We start from the raw sequence: 20221 nt of genomic DNA on the forward strand, positions 1-20221 counted from the left end.
AAAGATGGCTGCTCGCACCTGTTAATTATCACTTATAATGTGATTTCCTATCGCATAATCCCGACGGAGAAAGGGGAAATCCGTCGGGATTTAATTATATTAATAAAAAGACAAGCATACAATACAAAAAAGTCTTATAATAATATAACTATATTAAAACATTATACTATCTTATAAAGGTGCATATATGAAAATCAATAAAATATCAGAAAACGAAGTTACCTGCTTTCTCAACAGCTCCGAACTTGAAGAATACGGTTTAAACGTAAACGAAGATGCGGTTACCGATGAAAAGCTCAAAGATAAAGCCGTACAGAATTTTTTTGATTTGACGCTTAGGGTTCGCGATGAAATTGCAAAAGAATATAATCTTCCCGTTCAATGCGTTGAATATATAGATCTTACTCCGGAATACAACGGAGCGACATTAAGATATTCATTAAACAGTTCAACGGCAGGTGCATATAATTATCTTAACCGGGTTTTAAGCGAAGTTACCGAATATCTTTCAGACAGTGTCGAAAAGCTGAAGCAGAGATTAATATTTGAACTTGTTGTCTCATTTTTGTCCGACTCGCTGTCAGAAGATTCAGATAAATATTTCAAGACCGATTTTATAAATATCATAAAAGAGTATATATCAAGAGAAGATATCGAATTGTATCTGACTGAGGAATTGTCATCCGCAAAGGGATATATAGCAAGCGAGGTCGTAAAATACATTAACTCCGATGCCGAAGCAAGAAAAAGATATGAAGATGCCGTAAATGAACATTCCCGAAATATAGTGAATTTTTCAACTCCGGGTCTGTTTATTCCCGGTGCCGCCGGATTATCTTCCGCTGACGTTAATAATTTCAACGTAACCGGCTCAATTACCGGCAGTGTGAATAAAACAGCCATAAACGATTCACTTAACGATGATGTGAACGGTACCGATACAACAGATACCGGGAATTCAGATTATATAAATAAAAATGACGGGACAGACTTTATCGAAAATAACGAAAACAACTACTCCGACATGTTTTCCGATAACTCCTTCCGCTCTTTCTCTTTGAACAGCCTTTATGACGACGACCGCTTAAATAACGTAAATCCGAATCAGGCAGCGGAGGACGCTCTTTCCGAACTTCAAAAACCTGAAAGCGAGCAGGAGGAATACGATACTTCCTCAATAACATCCAATTTCAAAGAGACATTTTCAAGATTAAGAGAAAGTATTCCGAATGAATTACTCGATGAAACCGACGGCGATATAAGACTGGGAGATTATCTTGATTTCCTGGAAAATATCGGAGACGAACTTGGAACCGTATTAAATTCATCAGATTCGGCTCTTGATAAAATTGATTTTATGAAGAATAAAATGGAAGAGCTTAAAGAGAGTAATTACAAAAAGACGGTAGGCGGCAAATTCAATTCGATCAAGGATATTGAAAATGCCATAAAAAGGCTTAATTCATGGGATAAGACAAGATTTTCAAGCTCGCTGTACCTTACGCCCAGAAATAAATATATTCTTATATTATCGGCATCGGCGCCTGACATTTCGGCATTCAACAGTTGTATTGCCGCTCTTATGAGAGACGGCACGCTTCTTCATTCGGATAAACTCCAGATACCGTATATTCGGGAACACTGTGAAACCCTTATTGAGGATGATGCTGTTGAAATAATAAGCGGTGATTTATGAAATACGGAATTTTAGATCAATGATTCATGATTTCCCGCAGATTGTCGCCCGAATACAGGACGGCGGTACAATGTTTCACGTGAAACATTGTACCGCCGTCCTGCTTTTTTACTTATATTTTTACTTATATTTTTACTTATTAATTTTGATTAACGGTTTTGAACCCTGTTTTTACTGCTGTTAATCATATTTTGCCGTTTTACATGTAACGGGCTTTTCGTTTTTATTGAGGTTATGTTTTAATGTTTTCCGTATCAGATTGCATCGTGGAATGTTCTCTTTATTACTTCAAGCTGCTGCTCTTTGCTGAGTCTGCTGAAGTTTACCGCATAGCCTGATACCCTGATTGTAAGTGTAGGATATTCTTCCGGATGCTCCATGGCGTCCTGAAGAAGTTGCCTGTTTAACACATTTACATTGAGATGATGAGCTCCCTGAACGAAATAACCGTCAAGGATTGAAACAAGATTTGCTGTTCTGTCACTGTCCGTTTTGCCAAGCGCATTAGGGACAATGGAAAATGTATTTGATACACCGTCCTGACATACGTTTCTGTAAGGAATCTTTGCAACTGAGTTAAGTGATGCAAGTGCACCGTTCATATCTCTGCCGTGCATAGGATTAGCTCCAGGAGCAAATGCCTCTCCCGCCTTTCTGCCGTCCGGAGTTGATCCCGTTTTCTTGCCGTACATTACGTTGCTTGTAATCGTAAGTGCGGAAAGTGTATGCTTTGCATCTCTGTACATAGGATGTTTCTTTAACTCTGCAGAGAAATATGAAACTATTTCAACTGCCATATCGTCTACTCTGTCATCGTCATTTCCGTACTTAGGGAAATCTCCCAATACTTCGAAGTCTACGGCTATTCCCTCTTCATTTCTAATCGGTTTCACCTTTCCGAACTTAATTGCTGAAAGTGAGTCTACGGCTATTGATAGCCCGGCAACGCCAAATGCTGCGATTCTTTCCACAAAAGTATCATGCAGGGCCATATGACTGCTTTCGTATGCATATTTATCATGCATGTAATGAATTATGTTTATTGTATCAACATATAATTCCGCAACATACGACAATACCTTCTTATAATTAGTAATAACCTTTGAGAAATCAAGTATTTCATCGTTATCCTTTTCAATATCCGGAACAACTTTTATGTCCTTAATTTCATCCACGCCTCCGTTAATGGCATAAAGCAGACTCTTTGCGAGATTTGCTCTGGCTCCGAAGAACTGCATCTGCTTACCTACGGCCATTGCCGATACGCAGCATGAGATACAATAGTCGTCTCCGTACATAGGTCGCATAATATCGTCGTTTTCATACTGTATTGAGTCTGTTTTGATACTCATTTCGGAACAGTATCTTTTGAAGTTTTCAGGAAGATTTTGGCTCCAAAGAACTGTAAGATTAGGTTCCGGCGCCGTACCCAAATTAGTAAGGGTATGAAGGATTCGAAAAGAATTCTTGGTTACGAGTGTTCTTCCGTCTACCCCCATACCTCCGATGGACTCCGTAACCCATGTAGGATCTCCGCCGAACAATTCATTGTATTCAGGCGTACGAAGATGACGAACCAAACGGAGCTTAATTACAAACTGATCGATTAATTCCTGAGCTTCATCCTCCGTAATCAGTCCTCTTTCAAGATCTCTCTGGATATAGATGTCAAGGAATGTTGAAGTACGGCCAAGGCTTGTTGCTGCGCCGTTATTCTCCTTAATGCCCGCAAGATAAGCCATATATAAGTGCTGTACGGCCTCTTTTGCATTTTCTGCCGGAGCCGTTATGTCGCAGCCGTATTTTGCCGCCATGCTTGTCATTTCCTTAAGAGCGCGAATCTGCATTTGAACCTCTTCGCGAAGTCTTATTCTTTCGTCTGTCATTGGACCGTCAAGAATATCCAGATCTTTCTGCTTTTCTTCAATTAAGAAATCCGTTCCGTACAGCGCAACTCTTCTGTAATCACCGACAAGACGGCCTCTGCCGTAAGCATCCGGAAGTCCCGTAAGAAGGCCTGCTGTTCTTGCAAGTCTTGTGCGCTTCGGATAAGCATCAAATACACCCTCGTTGTGAGTCTTTCTGTATAATTTAAAATGTTTCTCAATCTCAGGATTAAGTTCATATCCGTACTGCTCGAGCGCAGACTTTGCGGTACGAAGTCCTCCGTATAAGTTTACGATACGTTTAAGAGGTTGGTCTGTCTGAAGACCTACTATTACTTCATTTTCCTTGTCGATAAAACCCGGCTCAAAATTATCAATTCCGGATACGGCATCAACTTCAACATCGATGATTCCCTTTTTCACTTCTTCCACAATAAGATCCCTTGCTTTTGCCCAGACCTTAGATGTCTTTTCGGAAATCGGAGCGAGGAAAGAATCGTCTCCCGTGTATGGCGTATAATTCTTCTGAATAAAGTTACTTACATTAACCAAATGTCTCCATTCGCCGGTTCTGAATCCGCTCCATGCGCTGCAGTTTACATCAATGCTCATTTGAGTACCTCCAAAATATGATTATCTTTTAATACAGGTTCTATTAAGTCTTTCATTCCATTCCGCAATATCATTCGGATCCAATGCAGAAATATTTTCAAGTCCGTAGGGTATATTCATTTCTTTATACTTGTGAACACCCAGTTCATGGTACGGCAGAAGTTCCACTTTTCTGATGTTGTTTATATTCTCAAGATATTTTTCCAATTCTTTAAAATGTTCGTCTCCGTCCGTTAATCCCGGTACAACCACATGCCTTATCCAAAGCGGAACATTTAACCTCTGAGAGACATTAAGGAATTCTTCGGCTTTATCAATCTCCGCACCGGTTATATTCCTGTATCCGTCTCTTGTAAAATGTTTCACGTCGAACAAAATCAAATCCGTATATTTTAAAATATCTTCATAATCACCGTTGCCCGCCCCGGAAGTGTCTATGCATGTGTTAATCCCGTTCTCTTTACACAATCTCAGGCATTCCTTAAGAAAATCCCCCTGAATCAACGGCTCTCCTCCGGAAAATGTAACTCCTCCTTCGGCTCCGTAGTAAGATTTAAATCTGAGAATTTTGCTCAAAAGTTCTTCGGGAGTAAACTCATCCGAGTTTTTATCACATATCTTCCATGTGTCGGGATTGTGACAATATACACATCTTAATGGACATCCCTGAAGAAATATAACGGTACGTATCCCCGGTCCGTCAACAAGTCCCATTGATTCAACAGAATGAATAAAACCCAAAACCTATCCTCCAAACAATAAAAAAAGCCGACGCAGTCCGGGCTTTTTTGCCCAGACGGTCGGCTTAAATCACGATCATACTCCATGTGGTACTCTCCACAAATCCGTCAGTCATATGATGGTGTTATCGTAGCACTAAGAATTTTAACTGTCAATCATTGATTTATATAAAATTTGAATAACCTGTGTGAATAAAAACATCAAAAGTGCTCTGATTGTATGTAATTTAATGTAAATATATCTTCAAAATATATTAAATATGCTTTTTAATTTCATCAGCTACATTGTCAATATCCGTAGGTTCAAATCTCTTAACGATGTTGCCTTCTCTGTCAATTAAGAACTTTGTGAAATTCCACTTAATGTTGCTGTTGTTCTTATAATCACTGTCCATTTTCTCCGCTTCGGCAGCGATGGCAACGCCGAGAGGAGAATCGTCAAGGCCTCCGAATTCCGTATTTTCCCTAAGCCACTTAAATAAAGGAGCCGAATTCTCGCCGTTTACTTCCACCTTTGAAAACTGTGGGAACGTAATTCCGAAGCGACCTGTACAGAATGCATTAATCTCACTGTCGGTTCCCGGAGCCTGACCTAAAAACTGGTTGCAAGGAAAGTCAAGTATCTCGAATCCCTGATCTTTAAATTCTTCATAAATCTTCTGCAAAGGCGCATATTGAGGTGTAAGTCCGCATTCGGTTGCAGTATTTACCACAAGTAAGAGCTTGCCCTTGTAATCTGCCAATGATACATCACTTCCGTCCTGAGCTTTAACGGTAAAATCATAAATATTCATATTCGTACTCCTTTAAATAAATTCATGTTTATATCTGAAATAATTGATTTCGCAAAATAGTGTTGTGTAAAATATATTATGTACTTTATTATATACAAAACGGATGAAATTGCAAGCGAATTTCATTAATTGTCATGTGAAACAAATAATCATTGCCACATAGATAACCGACAAAACCGCATTACATTCATCCGTTTTGAAAATATTCTAATATATTATTTTAATCCGCCTTTTTCTTTTTCTTGAAAAATGCTTTGGCAAGAACCATAAATATTCCCGTTCCGACAAGAGACATAACCGGATAAAAAAGCACAACCTCTTCCGGCACAAGCATGGCAAGTATTCCCATGGCTCCCGCCGGAGGAACAAACATGCCGAAACCGTATATAATTGCAATAATAACAACTGCCGCAATAAGTGCCGCCAATGTCAGCGGAAGCCCTAATGTCATTGTGAATAAATATCTTGACATTGCCCCGACCGCAGCGCATACAGATATCAAAATTACAACCTTAACGGGTTTTCTTCGTGCTTTTGAAGATTTCTCCGCAAATTCCGTAAACGCAACAAGTATCGGAGGAGCAACAGCAAAGGGCCAACCGAGCAAAACCGCTGCGATAATCATTGCTGATGATGCCGCAATCTTTTTCAAAATAAAAAGCCATTCTTCTTTGCCTTCCGGTTTACCCAATCTGTTATAGGTAACAGGCTCCCGTATGTTAAGCCTTTCCAAAACAATGCGAAGCAGCAATATTCCAACGGTAAAAATAAAAGCGGATAAAAGATATATCGGCGTTCTCGTTTGCAGCATAACCGGCAGAACAACGGCCGAAGCCATGGGCGCAAAACTTGTCCCTGAATATGCAAGAAGCAGCTGACTTACGGAAAAAGCTATTATCATCTGAAGCCACAGCGGTCCGGGTCCGATAAATACTATAAGCATTCCGATTGCCGCCGCAAGCATAATAAAAATAAATATTCTAAGCTTACTTGTATTCCATGTAAATTTTGGTGCAAGCATTGCGCCGACAGCAATGGCCGCTATCTCAGGAAAGATAACTTCTTTCTCATGTATCAGTTCCGATGTGCCAACCATTGCCACAATAATAAGCACGGTAAAAAGTGCGGGTATGTATTTTCTCATATCAAACCTACTTCCGAATCCTGTCATACGAAGCTGACCCGCCCTCTACGGTCATTATCGGTAATATATAAGTAAATTGGATAATATATAATATACTTATTTAGTAGGTATTTTGACAAGAGTGTTTTATACAATATATCGAATTTATATCATAAAATCTCATATTTATATTAAATTTTTATAATAAATTACGGTCTTATTGTCTAATGTAAAATTTTTCCCTTTTAGAAATACCTGAAAATTGCGGAAAACCGACTATAAAAAAATCATACCCGATAATGACATTGTATAACAAATATTGACATGCTAGTTACCATATGCTAACTTAGTTAGCATATGGTAACTAGCTATGGTTCCGATAAAATGAGCTGTTTTTGCAGGCTTATTTTTATTAGCCATATAAATATTTTCACATATAAAATTCAACGGCTACGGATAACGGAACAGAAAATAATAAAATTAATATTTCAGACAGGAGGGAAAAAATGGCAAAGATAATCGACCTTTCACAAAATGTTGCCGCGCTTTGCAATGATTACCCGGAACTTATAAAAATTCTTTCAGATCTTGGATTCAAGCCTTTGGCCAATCCCCTTATGAGAAAAATAATCGGTTCACATATGACTGTTTTGAAGGCTTCAAAGAAAATGAATATCCCGATGGATAAAATCATGTTTGCGCTTGCGGAGAACGGCTTTGCCGTTACCGGAACAGAAACCGGTTCGAATGAAAATAATACAAAAACGGAAGAAGAACGAAGGAAGCACGCTCATGAACCCGGACACACATTTCTTGCACGAATGGGGAAGACAAGGCTTCGTCCCGGCGGAATTGATGCGACGGAATGGTTGCTGAATAAGGCTGATATCACTTCGGATACAAAAATTCTTGAAGTCGCATGTAATATGGGAACAACATTGATTCAGATTGCCGAAAAGTACGGTTGCAGCCTTACCGGACTTGATCTTGACGGTGAAGCTTTAAAGAATGCGGAGAATAACGTAAAAGAACACAATTTGGAAAACCATATCACATTGGTACAAGGAAGCGCATTTGAGCTCCCGTTCCCGGATGAAAGCTTCGACATTGTGATTAACGAAGCAATGCTTACAATGTTAATCGGAGATCAGAAGGATAGGGCTGTTTCTGAATATCACCGTGTTTTAAAACCCGGCGGACTGCTGCTTACTCAGGATGTCTGTATCCGTTCGGATGACAAGGATATTCAGAATAACATCAGAGCCGGCATCAGCCGCGCAATCAATGTAAACGTGGAACCTCTGACGATAACTGACTGGACAGAGAAATTTGAAACACAAGGTTTTAGTGTAACGAAAAAAGACGGAGAAATGACGCTCCTTGATCCTGACGGAATGAAGCATGACAAAGGGGAAGAAAGGACGCTTGAAATACTTTCAAATGCCTTAAAGGAAGAAAATGCAGACTTTTTCGAGAGAATGTTTACATTCTTCGGTAAGCATAAAGAGCAGCTTGGTTTTGTTGCATTTGCAAGTGAGAAGAATTAACAAAACTCAATCCGGATTCTAAAACGAATAAAGTTAAGAAACAAGCACGTACACATTCAATCCGGTAATATTTCAGTATGAACAACGGAAATATCAGATAAAACAAAAAGCATGGGAGAATTTCAAATGAAATCTTCCATGCTTTTGCAATCAGTTTATATCTCCTATTTATAAATTTTTATGTCCAAACTTATTTCAAACTTCTAATATATTTAATATGGCAGAACAAAAATAAGTTGTATTTCTTACCTTTTCATCCTTATTGAGGATTCCCTTCGCTACAAACTCATCTAATATGTTATATAATGTCCCCTTACTTGCCGGAATATTGTCCTGTATTTGCCTTACCTTGAATGCAGGTCTTTTAAATATCTCATCTAAAAGCATTATCGCATACTTAGAACTCATATCAGAAATGCAAACTTCCTTAAAATTACTATATATATCCAGCATAGCTTTCGCTTTTTGCGTATTGATCTCAGCCTGTTCTACGACTCCTTCCAAGAAGTATTTGATCCATGTGGCATAATCATTATTTTTAGATACGGCAGAAAGTTTCTCTAAATATAAAGAACGATTTTTTTCAAAATAAGCACTCATATAAAATGTCGGTACCGGCAACATATTTCTATAATACAAAAAAAGAGGTATTAATAATCGTCCAATACGCCCATTTCTGTCCTTAAAAGGATGAATCATTTCAAATTGACAATGTATAAGAGCTGCCTGAACAAGTAAATCCACTTCATCATAATGAATATACTGCTCTAAATTTCCCATGTACTCAGGCGTCAATTCAGGAGATAATGGTGTGAATGATATTGCACTTGCACTACCGATATAGTTCTGCTCTGTTTTAAATTCACCGGGAGATTTTGTTTTACCTCGTACATTGTCGAGAAGTATCTTATGCATTTCCTTAATTAAACGTGTACATAACGGCAATTTATGTAGCTCTTCCTCTGAATTGTCCGACATCGTAGACATATTTTTTAATGCATAAAATATTGCGCTTCTATAATTCATTACTTCTTTCATTTCATCTTTAGAAACAGAAACCCGATTACCTGCATCATAGTTAATAAAATCTTCTATTGTAGCATGTGTGCCCTCTAACTTAGACGACAGGACTGCTTCCTGCGAAATCAACGGAGAAATAAGGAGTTTCGGATTTATAATATTTATAAGAAATCCTCTGTAAGCTCCCATTGCATTATTTGCTTTTGAAATCAGATGAATAATGTCTTTGTCGAACAATATGGGACTTAATTCTAACGGTAACTTTGCCGGAATATGAGGTTTCGGAACGTTCTGGTAAATATCTTCAAAATTCATATCGGAACTCCTATCTATTAGTTCAATGATTTTCGTCATTTTATACTTAAATGTCGCCGGTTCTAATATTCTCAAGATAATTAGACTTAACCGTTTTTTAGTCTAATTATCTCTTCTTTTTTATAATAAGCGTTAAGTTAGTTCAATATATTTAATATATTTATACTAAAATATCACTTAATTCAACATTTTTCAATTTTTTACTCATTCTATATATAAGTCACCCCACAAAATTTTCTGCCAGGAAAGATGTGCTCTCGGCTTTATCCTGACTTTTCCCTTTCAAAAAGCACCGCTTTATCAACAGTCCTCTGATTGAATCCGTAAATCATCAGATAAAACAAAAAGCATGGGAGAATTTCAAATGAAATCTTCCATGCTTTTGCAATCAGTGTTCCCGAGGTGATTCGAACACCCGACCTACCGCTTAGGAGGCGGTCGCTCTATCCTGCTGAGCTACGGAAACATCTTTAAAATCTGTTCAATTATAGGAACAATATTATTTATTGTCAAGCAAATAAATAACAGGCCTATATGCATCGGTATAAAGTGTAATTAAACCGATATATAAGCCCGTTTTACTTTTTTGATTATATTTATGCTTTGTGAAGCTTGTCCTGACCTCCCATATAAGGTCTCAAAACTTCAGGAATAACTATGCTTCCGTCTTCCCTTAGATTGTTTTCAAGGAATGCGATAAGCATTCTCGGAGATGCCACAACAGTATTGTTAAGAGTATGAGCAAAATATCTCTTATTGTCATCAGTTACTATCTTTATGTTAAGTCTTCTTGCCTGAGCATCTCCAAGGTTAGAGCATGATCCTACTTCAAAGTACTTCTTTTGTCTTGGTGACCATGCCTCAACGTCGATTGAACGTTCCTTAAGATCTGCCAAATCTCCTGAACAGCACTCAAGAGTTCTTACAGGAATATCCATACTTCTGAATAATTCTACGGTATTATTCCATAATTTATCAAACCATGCTTTGCTGTCCTCAGGTTTACATACAACTATCATTTCCTGTTTCTCAAACTGATGAATTCTGTACACGCCTCTTTCTTCAATACCGTGAGAGCCTTTTTCTTTTCTGAAACATGGAGAATAACTTGTAAGTGTAAGCGGAAGCTTGGATTCTTCCGTTGCGGAGTTGATGAATTTACCTATCATTGAATGTTCACTTGTTCCTATAAGGTAGAGATCCTCTCCTTCCACCTTGTACATCATTTCATCCATTTCACCGAAACTCATAACGCCGTTTACAACTGCGCTTCTTATCATGAAAGGAGGCACGCAATATGTAAAGCCTTTATTAATCATGAAATCTCTCGCATATGTAAGAATTGCCGAATGTAATCTTGCAATATCCCCCATAAGATAATAGAATCCGCTTCCCGCAACCTTTCCAGCTGCATCCAGGTCAATTCCGTTAAGACTTTCCATTATATCCACATGGTAAGGAATCTCAAAGTCCGGAACCGCAGGATCTCCGAATTTCTGTCTTTCGACATTTTCCGTATCATCCTTTCCGATAGGCACAACATCATCGATAATGTTAGGTATCGTCATCATGATTTCTTTGATTCTGCCGCTTATTGTTTCCGTTTCTTCTTCAAGAGTCTTTAATCTGCCGGCATTCTTTTCAACCTCCGCCTTAAGTCTTTCAGCCTCTTCCTTATCTCCCTTGGCCATGCATGCGCCGATTTGCTTGGAGTTTTTGTTCCTCTCTGCTCTGAGTCCGTCAGCCTCTGTCTGTATGTCTCTTAACTTTATGTCAAGTTCCTTAACTTCATCCACAAGAGGAAGTTTCTCATCCTGAAACTTCTTTTTGATATTTTCTTTTACCAAATCTTCGTTTTCACGAATTAATTTAATGTCAATCATTACAATATCCCTTCTTTTCCCAATTATGTCATAAAAAATATGTCCGTCCGACCGATAATCGTCCGATTTTAGTAACTATGCTCTGTTTATTCCGTTAAATAAGTCATATAATCTTTCAAACTCTTCTCTGGAAGAATAATCTATTTCGATTTTTCCTTTATTTTCGTCTTTTCTTCTGATTATAACCCTGCTTCCCAGCCTCTCTTTAAGCTCGTCTTCCATTTTTTTGTATATAAATGTCTCCGAAGAATCATACTCTTTCTTAGGCTTGTTTTCCCTGAGAGCGTTTATTCTTTTTTCGATATCTCTTACGCTCAGATTTTTTTCAAATACTTCGGACGCAATTTGGAACTGCAGATCTTTGTTTCTGATTCCGAGCAGTGCCCTTCCGTGTCCGCTGCTTATCTTTCCTTCGGATACCATTTCCATAACTCTCGGATCAAGCTTCAAAAGCCTTATTGAATTACTGATTGCGGATCTGGACTTGGAAACCCTTAAAGCCAATTCATCCTGCTTTATTTTATAATCCTTAAGAAGTCCGTCATAGGCAAGAGCTTCTTCTATGGGGTTTAAGTCCTCTCTTTGAATATTTTCGATAAGAGCGATTTCAAGCGCCTCTTTGTCCGAATAATCTTTGATTACGGCCGGTATTTCCTTAAGTCCGACAAGTTTTGAAGCTCTCCATCTTCTCTCTCCGGCTATTATTTTATAAAATTCACCGTTTTTTTGTACTACTATCGGCTGTATTACTCCCACTTCCTTAATGGACTGTGCAAGTTCCGTAAGAGCGTTTTCATCAAATATTTTTCTCGGCTGATCTTTATTGGGCTCTATGTCCGTGACTTTTATATATACCTGACCGTTTACGGTCGGGGTCTTACCTCTTGTTTTAACGGCTGTCTTCGACGGAACGGCTTTATCAGTTGATTTTGTTCCCGATTTTGATGCCATGGTTCCGGCCTTTGTTTTATCCGATTTGGCTAAAGAACTTTTTTTAACATCCTTTGCGGATTCCCCGTTTGACTCTGCCTTAACGGGATTTTCTGTTTCTTCATCCGACGAAACCGGAATAAGATTGCCGAGTCCTCTTCCGAGCCCGCGATTACCTCTTCTGACAGTACTCATATATCAATTACCGATAAACGCGCTGTTATACATCCTTAAAATATTTCAAATAAGGTATAAACGGCGCCGTATTCCTTTCTGCATTATTTTTTCTTATCCAATGCTATTACTTCTTTTGCGAGCGCCTCATATGCCACGGCACCCGTAGACTTATCGTCATACATATTTATTGTAAGACCGAAACTCGGAGCTTCCGCCAACCTCACGTTACGCGGTATTTTTGTTTCAAATACATGCTCATGTAAATTCTCTTTGACATCTTCAACTACCTGATTTGCCAAATTGGTTCTTGAATCATACATTGTAAATACTATACCGTCCACCTTTAAAGAAGTGTTGAGTTTTTCTTTTATAAGATCCAGTGTCTTTAAAAGCTGTGTAAGACCTTCCAAGGCAAAATATTCGCATTGAACGGGAATTATAACGGAATCAGCCGCAACCATGGCATTTATTGTAAGCATATTCAGAGACGGAGGACAGTCGATTATTACATAATTGTAATTCTTTTTAACATCGTCTATTATGTTTTTTAATACATATTCCCTTTCGGCTCTGTCTATCAGATCTATTTCGATACCCGATAAATTCATGTTTGCGGGAAGCACATCCAAATTGTGATTATAAGCTTTGATAAGTACTTCATCCATGTCGCATTTTCCTATCATAAGATCGTAAATGCTGAATGTTAAATTATCTTTTTCTATACCTATTCCGGAAGTTGCGTTACCCTGTGGATCTATATCTATAAGAAGAACTTTCTTTCTGTTATCTGCAAGACATGCAGCTAAATTAATGGATGTCGTCGTTTTTCCGACACCGCCCTTTTGGTTTGTAACAGCTATTACCTTGCCCATATTACCGCCCTTTCAACTATGCGGAATTAATTTCCCGCGAACCGTCGTTATAAATCTACGGTTCAAAGATATAACACAAATACATAAAATATATTATAATGTTTCACGTGAAACATTATAATATATTTTATGTATTTAGTCTTGCCTTTTTATAAATATGCAAAAGAAAATTCTATACATTGCTCTTAAAATATTAATAATATGTTTATGCCCGTTATGGTATAATTTCTTATGTAATCGGCTGTCTTGGCATACTACGTATATGATTGCGGATTGTAAGACATCCACTGAGTACAATACAGTGAAAGGAGAGACATATGGCATATGATTCGGCAATTTATTTACAGTCATATGCGAAACATATGAATTTTAAACATGAAAAAATTAAGACCGACCACACTGCTGATTGATACCGCTCTTGCCCTCTTGGTTGTAAAGGGTATAAACAATATGATATTCAAAACGGCAAGAAAGAATAAACTTACGGGCGATTATGTGAAATATGATTTTACATATAAAAACACAACTGTTAACTATATAAAGAAGGGATCCGGATCCCCTATCCTTCTGATTCACGACATATCGACTTTTTCATCTGTCTATGAGTGGAATAAAACCATGGAGAAACTGTCTAAAAAACATACCGTATATGCCGTTGATCTCCCGGGATGCGGACACTCCGAAAAAGATCCCATAACATATACAATTTATTTGTATCAGCTTATTATCGGAGCATTTATAAAAAGAGTAATACGTCAAAAGACAGATATAGTTACATCCGGACTTTCTTCCGCAATAGCGATTCAATTAAAATATTATGAGCCGGCTCTTATTAATAAAGTTATTCTTTCGGCCCCCGTTGCTCCTTCCGCTATTGATAAACTGCCGGATAAATCCGACGAATTTATCAAAAATATGATGAATTTTCAGATAGCGGGAACAAGTATGTATAATATATATACTTCGAGACTCGGAGCATATATTAAGGCCTGCTCTCAAATATCAAAAGGAAACAGAAAACTTAAAAGGGATACATATCGTATATATTACGAAAATTCGCATATAGGCGGATCCAATAATAAATATTTATCTTCCAGCCTGGTTAACGGTTTCCTTTTCTCTAAGGAGAAAAAACTGATTCCTTCAATCGATAATATTTATATAATCAACGGTTATGATGAACCTGACAGGAGAGAAATCGTAGAAGAATTTAAAAAATTAAATAATACAACACATGTAATTACGGTTAATAATTCAAGATATCTCCCTCATTTGGAAAAAGCCACAACATTCTCCAACGTAGTTTTGAAGATAATAAACGGCGCAATATAAAAAAGCTTCGCGGAATAAAACTCCGCGAAGCTTTTTTCAAAACGAATCTTTTTATTCTTTTAAATTATCATTGTTATGCGGGAAGCATTTTTATTATTTTCGAACTTTTATTTGTATTTGACATATTTAATTTTATTTCCAGCGGACTTCCTTGCAGCTTTTTTCTTATTTGCGCTTTATCTAAATGTTTACCTATGATTACGAATTGAGATTCATCCCTTTCAGAATCGCCCGTAACGGACCAATTCATTCCCACAAGATCAAACTTAATCCACTCATTTCCGCATTTCAAAGACCCTTTTGCACGAACCGCGTACCCCATATCCCTGTATATAAGAGAGTTAAGGAATGTGATAAGATGGGATGGGGACGAAAGACTTATGTTCCGCAAAACGATTTTATCCAATTCTTCCGATTCATCCGAATAATCCTTCGGATAATTGTCTGAAATACTTCCGTCATCCAAAAGCTTCATAAACCATTCAGAGTCAGCTGTCGAATAATCTTCACTGATAATATCAACATTCGGATTTATTGTTTTTATATCATCAATTACATATTTTATTAATTCAGGATCCGATGTTTTTCGTGATATTATAACACTGCTTGCATTTTTGATCTGATCTGTAAGTATGTCCGAAAATTCTTTCTTCTGCTCCGCATAATTAAGAGGATCTGCCATTACAACAGGTTTTAACAGAGATATTCTGTCATATTCCACTGCCCTGATGTTGTTTACAACACTGCTTAGTTTCGCCGCCCCCGTAGGTTCAACTATAAGATAATCCGGATCCACGGTGCCCGATATTGTAAGAATATCTTCGGCAAAATCCGTTTTTCCGCTGCAGCATACGCAATTATTCAGCGATTCCCATACTTCGAGTTCAGAGGTCTCTTTCAGTCTCTCGGTATCCACGCCGCTTCCGGCATACTCATTCTCGTATATAACGAAATTTTGTCCCGTTTTTTCAGTCATGGTCTTTATAAATGTTGTTTTTCCCGAACCTAAAAATCCCGATACAACCAAAATCTTCAATATCTGAACCTCCTCCCTCTGTTGTAGTATTATAAGCACTCACATTAGTCGAGTATGATTACAGGCTTAATTAAATTATCAGCCTTATTTCTCATCATTTCCAAGCCTTCCGGAATATGCTCCCAACCGTGGAATACATGCGTTGAAAGAGGTGAAACGTCAAGCTTTCCCGAAGCAATAAGAGCTCCGAGCTTCTCCATACGAAGTCTTCCGCCCGGCATAAGTCCTCCGCTTATAACCTTATGACCCATACCTGCGCCCCACTCTACACGAGGAATGGTAATAAATTCACCCTTTCCGAGGTAGTTAACGTTGCCGATTTTTCCGCCCGGCTTAAGAGCTTTAACGGCTTCTTCAAATGTAGCTACAGTACCTCCGGCAATACATACTCTGTCAACGCCCTTGCCGTCTGTAAGTTTCATTACCTGTTCGGATATGGAACCGTCCTTATAACTTATAAAATCGGTTGCTCCGTAACCCTTTGCAGCTTCCACACATACGGAACGTGTACCTACAACTATTATTCTTGATGCTCCTCGTAAGTTTGCACCGGCAACAGCCATAAGTCCTACAGGCCCTATACCTATAACAAGAACCGTATCACCAAACTGAACGTCAGCCTGCTCTACTGCGTGGAAACCTGTAGGAACCATGTCAGATAACATACATGCGTCTTCATAGCTCATTCCCTCAGGAAGTAAAGCCAGGTTTCCGTCAGGATCGTTTACATGGAAGTACTCTCCGAATACTCCGTCCTTGTGATTGGAGAATTTCCATCCCGCAAGCATTCCGTTTGAGTGCATTGAGTATCCTGCCTGAGCCTCAAGTGAGTTCCAGTCCGGTGTAATTGCGGGAACAAGAACTTTGTCTCCCGGCTTAAAGTCTTTGACAAGTTCGCCGACTTCAACTACTTCAGCGCAGCACTCATGTCCGAGTACCATGTTAAAACGTTCGCCTACGCCGCCTTCATACACTGTATGAATATCAGATGTACATATGGCAACCGCAAGCGGTTTACATATTGCATCCTGCGGCCCGCATACGGGACGTTCTTTTTCTATCCAACCTGCTTCTCCGATTTTTAACATAGCAAAAGCTTTCATAACAGTTTCCTCCTATCCGAATAACTTAAACAATAAAATAATAAAACATTAAAACATTATTTTTATCATTATCAGACCGGTTAACTTTGTTATCTGTTTCCGTCTGTGTATATCACTTTATCCGAAAAAAGTTGTATTTAATAGAACCAGAAATTGTTTTTTTTCTAATACCATACTAAAATAATATGCTTTAAATTTAATTAAAAAAAACCGTTAAAAGCGGGATATTATGCGGGAAATTCGGATTTTCCTGTTCCCGTATATTTATCAATCGCTTAAAACGGATTTTTATAAAATAATTTTTATTTATTTTTTATTTAATTTTCTTGTTTGATTTTTGCCTGTAACATTCCCGTTTACTTATAATACATTTACAACGGATTATTTTTAGGTTCTCCCGCTTTTCTCGGATACTTCTTTTTGGTTTTTTCCGTCTTTTTTATGCAGATGTATTCTCTGTCATAATCAAGACTTTCCACTTTGCTTTTTATTATTTCATCTATATTGCCGCCGAGCATGTTTATTGCTTTTACCGATGACTCTATCTCATCTTTATTGTTTCCGGTCTTATATGCTATAAAGTATCCGCCGGTTTTTACAAACGGAATGCAATATTCTGAAAGCGTATTCATTGCGGCCACGGCTCTTGAAACGGCAAAATCAAACCTTTCTCTTAACATCTCATCCCGAGCCAGATCTTCGCTTCTTCCGTGTACGGCAACCGCATTTGTGATACCGGTTTCATTTATCACGGCATTTAAAAAATCTATTCTTTTCTTTAACGAATCTATTAAAGTAACTTTGATTTCACTGTCAACCAATGCAATGGGAACTCCCGGAAATCCCGCTCCCGTACCTATGTCAACAAGCAAGCTTCCGGATAATTGCGGAATTTCTCCCTTTTTTTTAAGCTCCCCATATACCTTAAAAAAGGCAATACTGTCCGTAAAATGTTTTTCAACAACCTCGTTATATTCCGTAATACCCGTAAGATTCATTACATTATTCCACTTAATTAAAATGTTATAGTATTTGCGGAATTTCTTTATTATGTTGAATGTATCGGTATATCCGTATTCCGTGAGCTTACTTTCAAGTTCTTTCTCCGCTCCCGAAACAGGTCCGTCAATCTTAACCAGCTCTTCCGTTTCGACACTGTTTAAATCTATTCTTTCTTTCATAATGTTTCACGTGAAACATGCTCTTATTAAAGGCACATTTCATCTCCCTGTTTAATATCCGGATTATATGTTATTTCATGTTATTTTTTTCAGAATTTTTCAGATACTGTTCCAAAGCAATCAAAAGTACTGATATGTCCGCAGGCGACACTCCTGATATTCTGCCTGCCTGTCCTATGGATACAGGTCTGTATTTATCAAGTTTCTGTACTGCTTCGATTCGTAATCCGTATACGCTTTTATAATCAAAATCCTCCGGAATGAGGCGCTTTTCAAGTTTTTTAAATGATTCTACCTGCTTAAGCTGTCTTGCAATATACCCTTCATACTTAATTTGAACATTTACCTGAAATCTGATATCCTCACGAAGTTCCGGCCTTTCCCCGTCAACAGGGGCAAGTATTTCATAATTAAGTTCCGGCCTCTTTATTAAATCGGCCATGGACATACCGTTACTTATAGGCTCGCTGCCTACCGAATTGAATATTTCTTCCAGCTCTTTGGAAGGACCCACATATGTATTTTTAAGCCTTTCGATTTCCGCCTTTATCAACTCTTCCTTATTGTTCAGTTCTTCAATCTGCTTATCACTTATAAGCCCCGCCTCATATCCGATTCTCCTGAGTCTTATATCTGCGTTGTCCTGTCTGAGAAGCAGCCTGTACTCGGCTCTTGAAGTCATCATTCTGTAAGGTTCCTGTGTTTCTTTTGTAACAAGGTCATCAATCAGAACCCCTATATAACCTTCCGATCTGTCTATAACTATATAATCCCTGTTAAATATCTTTCTTGCGGCATTTATTCCGGCCATAAGACCCTGTGCGGCAGCTTCTTCATAACCTGAACTTCCGTTTATCTGTCCGGCGGAGAAAAGTCCGTCTATATTGATAAATTCAAGAGAAGGTTTTAATTGTGTTGCATCTATGCAATCATATTCTATGGCATATCCGTTTCTTACGACTTTGGCGTTTTCAAGACCTGCAATTGTTCTTATCATGGCATATTGCACATCTTCCGGCATTGAAGACGAAAGACCGCTGAGATACACTTCATCAGTATACAGACCTTCCGGTTCTGCAAATATCTGATGTCTGTTTTTGTCTGAAAATCTGACTACCTTATCCTCAATGGATGGGCAATATCTCGGACCGGTACCTTCAATTTCACCTGAGTAAAGAGGAGATCTGTCTATATTGTCCATAATGATTTTATGGGTTTCTTCATTTGTATATGTTAACCAGCATGACACCTGCTCTTTTTGTATAGTGTCAGGATCCGTGGAAAATGAAAATGGAATAATCCTTTCATCTCCGAACTGTTCCGTCATTTTTGAGTAATCAATGGTTTTGCCGTCGATTCTTGCCGGTGTACCTGTTTTAAATCTTCTGATTTTAATGTCGTTATCGATTAATGATTTTGTAAGATTATTGGCGGCCATAAGTCCGTTAGGTCCCGTATTATAACTTGTATCTCCGAATATACACCTGGCTTTAAGATATACTCCCGTAGCCAGAATAACGCACTTACATTTATATAAGGCTCCCGAAACGGTTTTTACACCCGTAATTTTTTTATTTTCAACGATCAGCTCTGAAACCTCACCCTGTCTGATAACAAGATTTTTTTCGGCTTCCATTGCATTTCTCATTCTGTTTGAATAAGCGGCTTTATCAGCCTGAGCCCTTAAAGAATGTACCGCCGGTCCCTTTGATGCATTTAACATTTTAGACTGTATAAATGTATCGTCTATGGCTTTACCCATTTCACCGCCCAATGCATCGATTTCTCTTACCAGGTGCCCTTTTGAAGTTCCTCCTATGTTGGGATTGCATGCCATCATTGCTATTGCATCCGCACTTACGGTGAAACATACGGTACTAAGCCCGAGTCTTGATGTTGCAAGGGCTGCTTCACATCCGGCATGTCCCGCTCCGACAACTACTACATCATAATATTCCTCTATATTAGACATTT

At 38.2% G+C, this 20221-nt stretch carries 15 protein-coding genes, 1 tRNA gene and 1 riboswitch; of the genes, 3 read left to right on the forward strand and 13 right to left on the reverse strand.

Annotated features, from left to right (window positions below):
• Positions 1-187: 187 nt before the first annotated feature.
• Complete coding sequence (locus ACYQ1N_RS02330; RefSeq protein ID WP_459832271.1) at positions 188-1696, forward strand: adaptor protein MecA; 1509 nt, start codon at positions 188-190, stop codon at positions 1694-1696.
• Positions 1697-1950: 254 nt separating this feature from the next.
• Here ACYQ1N_RS02330 and pflB read toward each other — a convergent pair whose 3' ends face one another.
• From pflB to ACYQ1N_RS02350, 4 genes are all read right to left on the reverse strand, one after another.
• The gene (gene pflB, locus ACYQ1N_RS02335) at positions 1951-4194 is read right to left on the reverse strand and encodes a formate C-acetyltransferase (RefSeq protein ID WP_459832274.1); all 2244 of its coding nucleotides are present in this window, start codon (positions 4192-4194) and stop codon (positions 1951-1953) included.
• A 21-nt stretch (positions 4195-4215) separates the two neighbouring features.
• Complete coding sequence (gene pflA, locus ACYQ1N_RS02340; RefSeq protein WP_459832276.1) at positions 4216-4935, reverse strand: pyruvate formate-lyase-activating protein; 720 nt, start codon at positions 4933-4935, stop codon at positions 4216-4218.
• A gap of 42 nt (positions 4936-4977) precedes the next feature.
• Positions 4978-5060, reverse strand: a riboswitch (ZMP/ZTP riboswitch).
• Positions 5061-5188: 128 nt separating this feature from the next.
• Positions 5189-5728 carry a glutathione peroxidase gene (locus ACYQ1N_RS02345; protein WP_459832278.1) on the reverse strand — a complete coding sequence of 180 codons (540 nt, stop codon included), beginning with the start codon at positions 5726-5728 and terminating at the stop codon, positions 5189-5191.
• A 220-nt stretch (positions 5729-5948) separates the two neighbouring features.
• Positions 5949-6872, reverse strand: a complete 924-nt coding sequence (locus tag ACYQ1N_RS02350) for a hypothetical protein (RefSeq protein WP_459832280.1) — start codon at positions 6870-6872, stop codon at positions 5949-5951.
• 485 nt (positions 6873-7357) lie between these two features.
• Between ACYQ1N_RS02350 and ACYQ1N_RS02355 the strand changes: the two genes are divergently transcribed.
• Positions 7358-8398, forward strand: a complete 1041-nt coding sequence (locus ACYQ1N_RS02355; protein ID WP_459832282.1) for a methyltransferase domain-containing protein — start codon at positions 7358-7360, stop codon at positions 8396-8398.
• A gap of 195 nt (positions 8399-8593) precedes the next feature.
• Here ACYQ1N_RS02355 and ACYQ1N_RS02360 read toward each other — a convergent pair whose 3' ends face one another.
• The 5 genes from ACYQ1N_RS02360 to ACYQ1N_RS02380 form a co-directional block, all read right to left on the reverse strand.
• On the reverse strand, positions 8594-9733 hold the full coding sequence (locus ACYQ1N_RS02360; protein ID WP_459832284.1) for a Fic family protein: 1140 nt from the start codon (positions 9731-9733) through the stop codon (positions 8594-8596).
• Between the two features lie 392 nt (positions 9734-10125).
• Positions 10126-10199 (reverse strand) — tRNA-Arg (locus ACYQ1N_RS02365).
• A 130-nt stretch (positions 10200-10329) separates the two neighbouring features.
• Positions 10330-11616 (reverse strand): serine--tRNA ligase, encoded by a 1287-nt coding sequence (gene serS / locus ACYQ1N_RS02370; protein ID WP_459832287.1) that lies wholly within the window; start codon positions 11614-11616, stop codon positions 10330-10332.
• Between the two features lie 75 nt (positions 11617-11691).
• Positions 11692-12741 (reverse strand): ParB/RepB/Spo0J family partition protein, encoded by a 1050-nt coding sequence (locus ACYQ1N_RS02375; RefSeq protein WP_459832290.1) that lies wholly within the window; start codon positions 12739-12741, stop codon positions 11692-11694.
• An 83-nt stretch (positions 12742-12824) separates the two neighbouring features.
• Positions 12825-13595 (reverse strand): ParA family protein, encoded by a 771-nt coding sequence (locus tag ACYQ1N_RS02380; RefSeq protein ID WP_459832292.1) that lies wholly within the window; start codon positions 13593-13595, stop codon positions 12825-12827.
• A gap of 375 nt (positions 13596-13970) precedes the next feature.
• Here ACYQ1N_RS02380 and ACYQ1N_RS02385 point away from each other — a divergent pair, with 375 nt between their 5' ends.
• Positions 13971-14927, forward strand: a complete 957-nt coding sequence (locus tag ACYQ1N_RS02385) for an alpha/beta fold hydrolase (protein ID WP_459832294.1) — start codon at positions 13971-13973, stop codon at positions 14925-14927.
• 73 nt (positions 14928-15000) lie between these two features.
• Here ACYQ1N_RS02385 and ACYQ1N_RS02390 read toward each other — a convergent pair whose 3' ends face one another.
• The 4 genes from ACYQ1N_RS02390 to mnmG form a co-directional block, all read right to left on the reverse strand.
• Positions 15001-15963, reverse strand: a complete 963-nt coding sequence (locus ACYQ1N_RS02390) for a CobW family GTP-binding protein (RefSeq protein WP_459832297.1) — start codon at positions 15961-15963, stop codon at positions 15001-15003.
• Between the two features lie 44 nt (positions 15964-16007).
• Positions 16008-17066 (reverse strand): NAD(P)-dependent alcohol dehydrogenase, encoded by a 1059-nt coding sequence (locus ACYQ1N_RS02395; RefSeq protein WP_459832299.1) that lies wholly within the window; start codon positions 17064-17066, stop codon positions 16008-16010.
• Positions 17067-17437: 371 nt separating this feature from the next.
• The gene (gene rsmG, locus ACYQ1N_RS02400; RefSeq protein WP_459832302.1) at positions 17438-18247 is read right to left on the reverse strand and encodes a 16S rRNA (guanine(527)-N(7))-methyltransferase RsmG; all 810 of its coding nucleotides are present in this window, start codon (positions 18245-18247) and stop codon (positions 17438-17440) included.
• A gap of 70 nt (positions 18248-18317) precedes the next feature.
• On the reverse strand, positions 18318-20219 hold the full coding sequence (gene mnmG / locus ACYQ1N_RS02405; protein ID WP_459832305.1) for a tRNA uridine-5-carboxymethylaminomethyl(34) synthesis enzyme MnmG: 1902 nt from the start codon (positions 20217-20219) through the stop codon (positions 18318-18320).
• Positions 20220-20221 lie beyond the last annotated feature (2 nt).

This window comes from Howardella ureilytica, assembly GCF_054657495.1.

What these genes read in the sequence shown, in the direction of transcription:
- mnmG (WP_459832305.1), bottom strand. Translation starts at nt 20,219, where the DNA reads ATGTCTAATATAGAGGAATATTATGATGTAGTAGTTGTCGGAGCGGGA.
- ACYQ1N_RS02360 (WP_459832284.1), bottom strand. Translation starts at nt 9,733, where the DNA reads ATGAATTTTGAAGATATTTACCAGAACGTTCCGAAACCTCATATTCCG.
- ACYQ1N_RS02355 (WP_459832282.1), top strand. Translation starts at nt 7,358, where the DNA reads ATGGCAAAGATAATCGACCTTTCACAAAATGTTGCCGCGCTTTGCAAT.
- ACYQ1N_RS02385 (WP_459832294.1), top strand. Translation starts at nt 13,971, where the DNA reads ATGAAAAAATTAAGACCGACCACACTGCTGATTGATACCGCTCTTGCC.
- ACYQ1N_RS02395 (WP_459832299.1), bottom strand. Translation starts at nt 17,066, where the DNA reads ATGAAAGCTTTTGCTATGTTAAAAATCGGAGAAGCAGGTTGGATAGAA.
- serS (WP_459832287.1), bottom strand. Translation starts at nt 11,616, where the DNA reads ATGATTGACATTAAATTAATTCGTGAAAACGAAGATTTGGTAAAAGAA.
- ACYQ1N_RS02345 (WP_459832278.1), bottom strand. Translation starts at nt 5,728, where the DNA reads ATGAATATTTATGATTTTACCGTTAAAGCTCAGGACGGAAGTGATGTA.
- ACYQ1N_RS02350 (WP_459832280.1), bottom strand. Translation starts at nt 6,872, where the DNA reads ATGAGAAAATACATACCCGCACTTTTTACCGTGCTTATTATTGTGGCA.
- ACYQ1N_RS02330 (WP_459832271.1), top strand. Translation starts at nt 188, where the DNA reads ATGAAAATCAATAAAATATCAGAAAACGAAGTTACCTGCTTTCTCAAC.
- rsmG (WP_459832302.1), bottom strand. Translation starts at nt 18,247, where the DNA reads ATGAAAGAAAGAATAGATTTAAACAGTGTCGAAACGGAAGAGCTGGTT.
- ACYQ1N_RS02380 (WP_459832292.1), bottom strand. Translation starts at nt 13,595, where the DNA reads ATGGGCAAGGTAATAGCTGTTACAAACCAAAAGGGCGGTGTCGGAAAA.
- pflB (WP_459832274.1), bottom strand. Translation starts at nt 4,194, where the DNA reads ATGAGCATTGATGTAAACTGCAGCGCATGGAGCGGATTCAGAACCGGC.
- ACYQ1N_RS02375 (WP_459832290.1), bottom strand. Translation starts at nt 12,741, where the DNA reads ATGAGTACTGTCAGAAGAGGTAATCGCGGGCTCGGAAGAGGACTCGGC.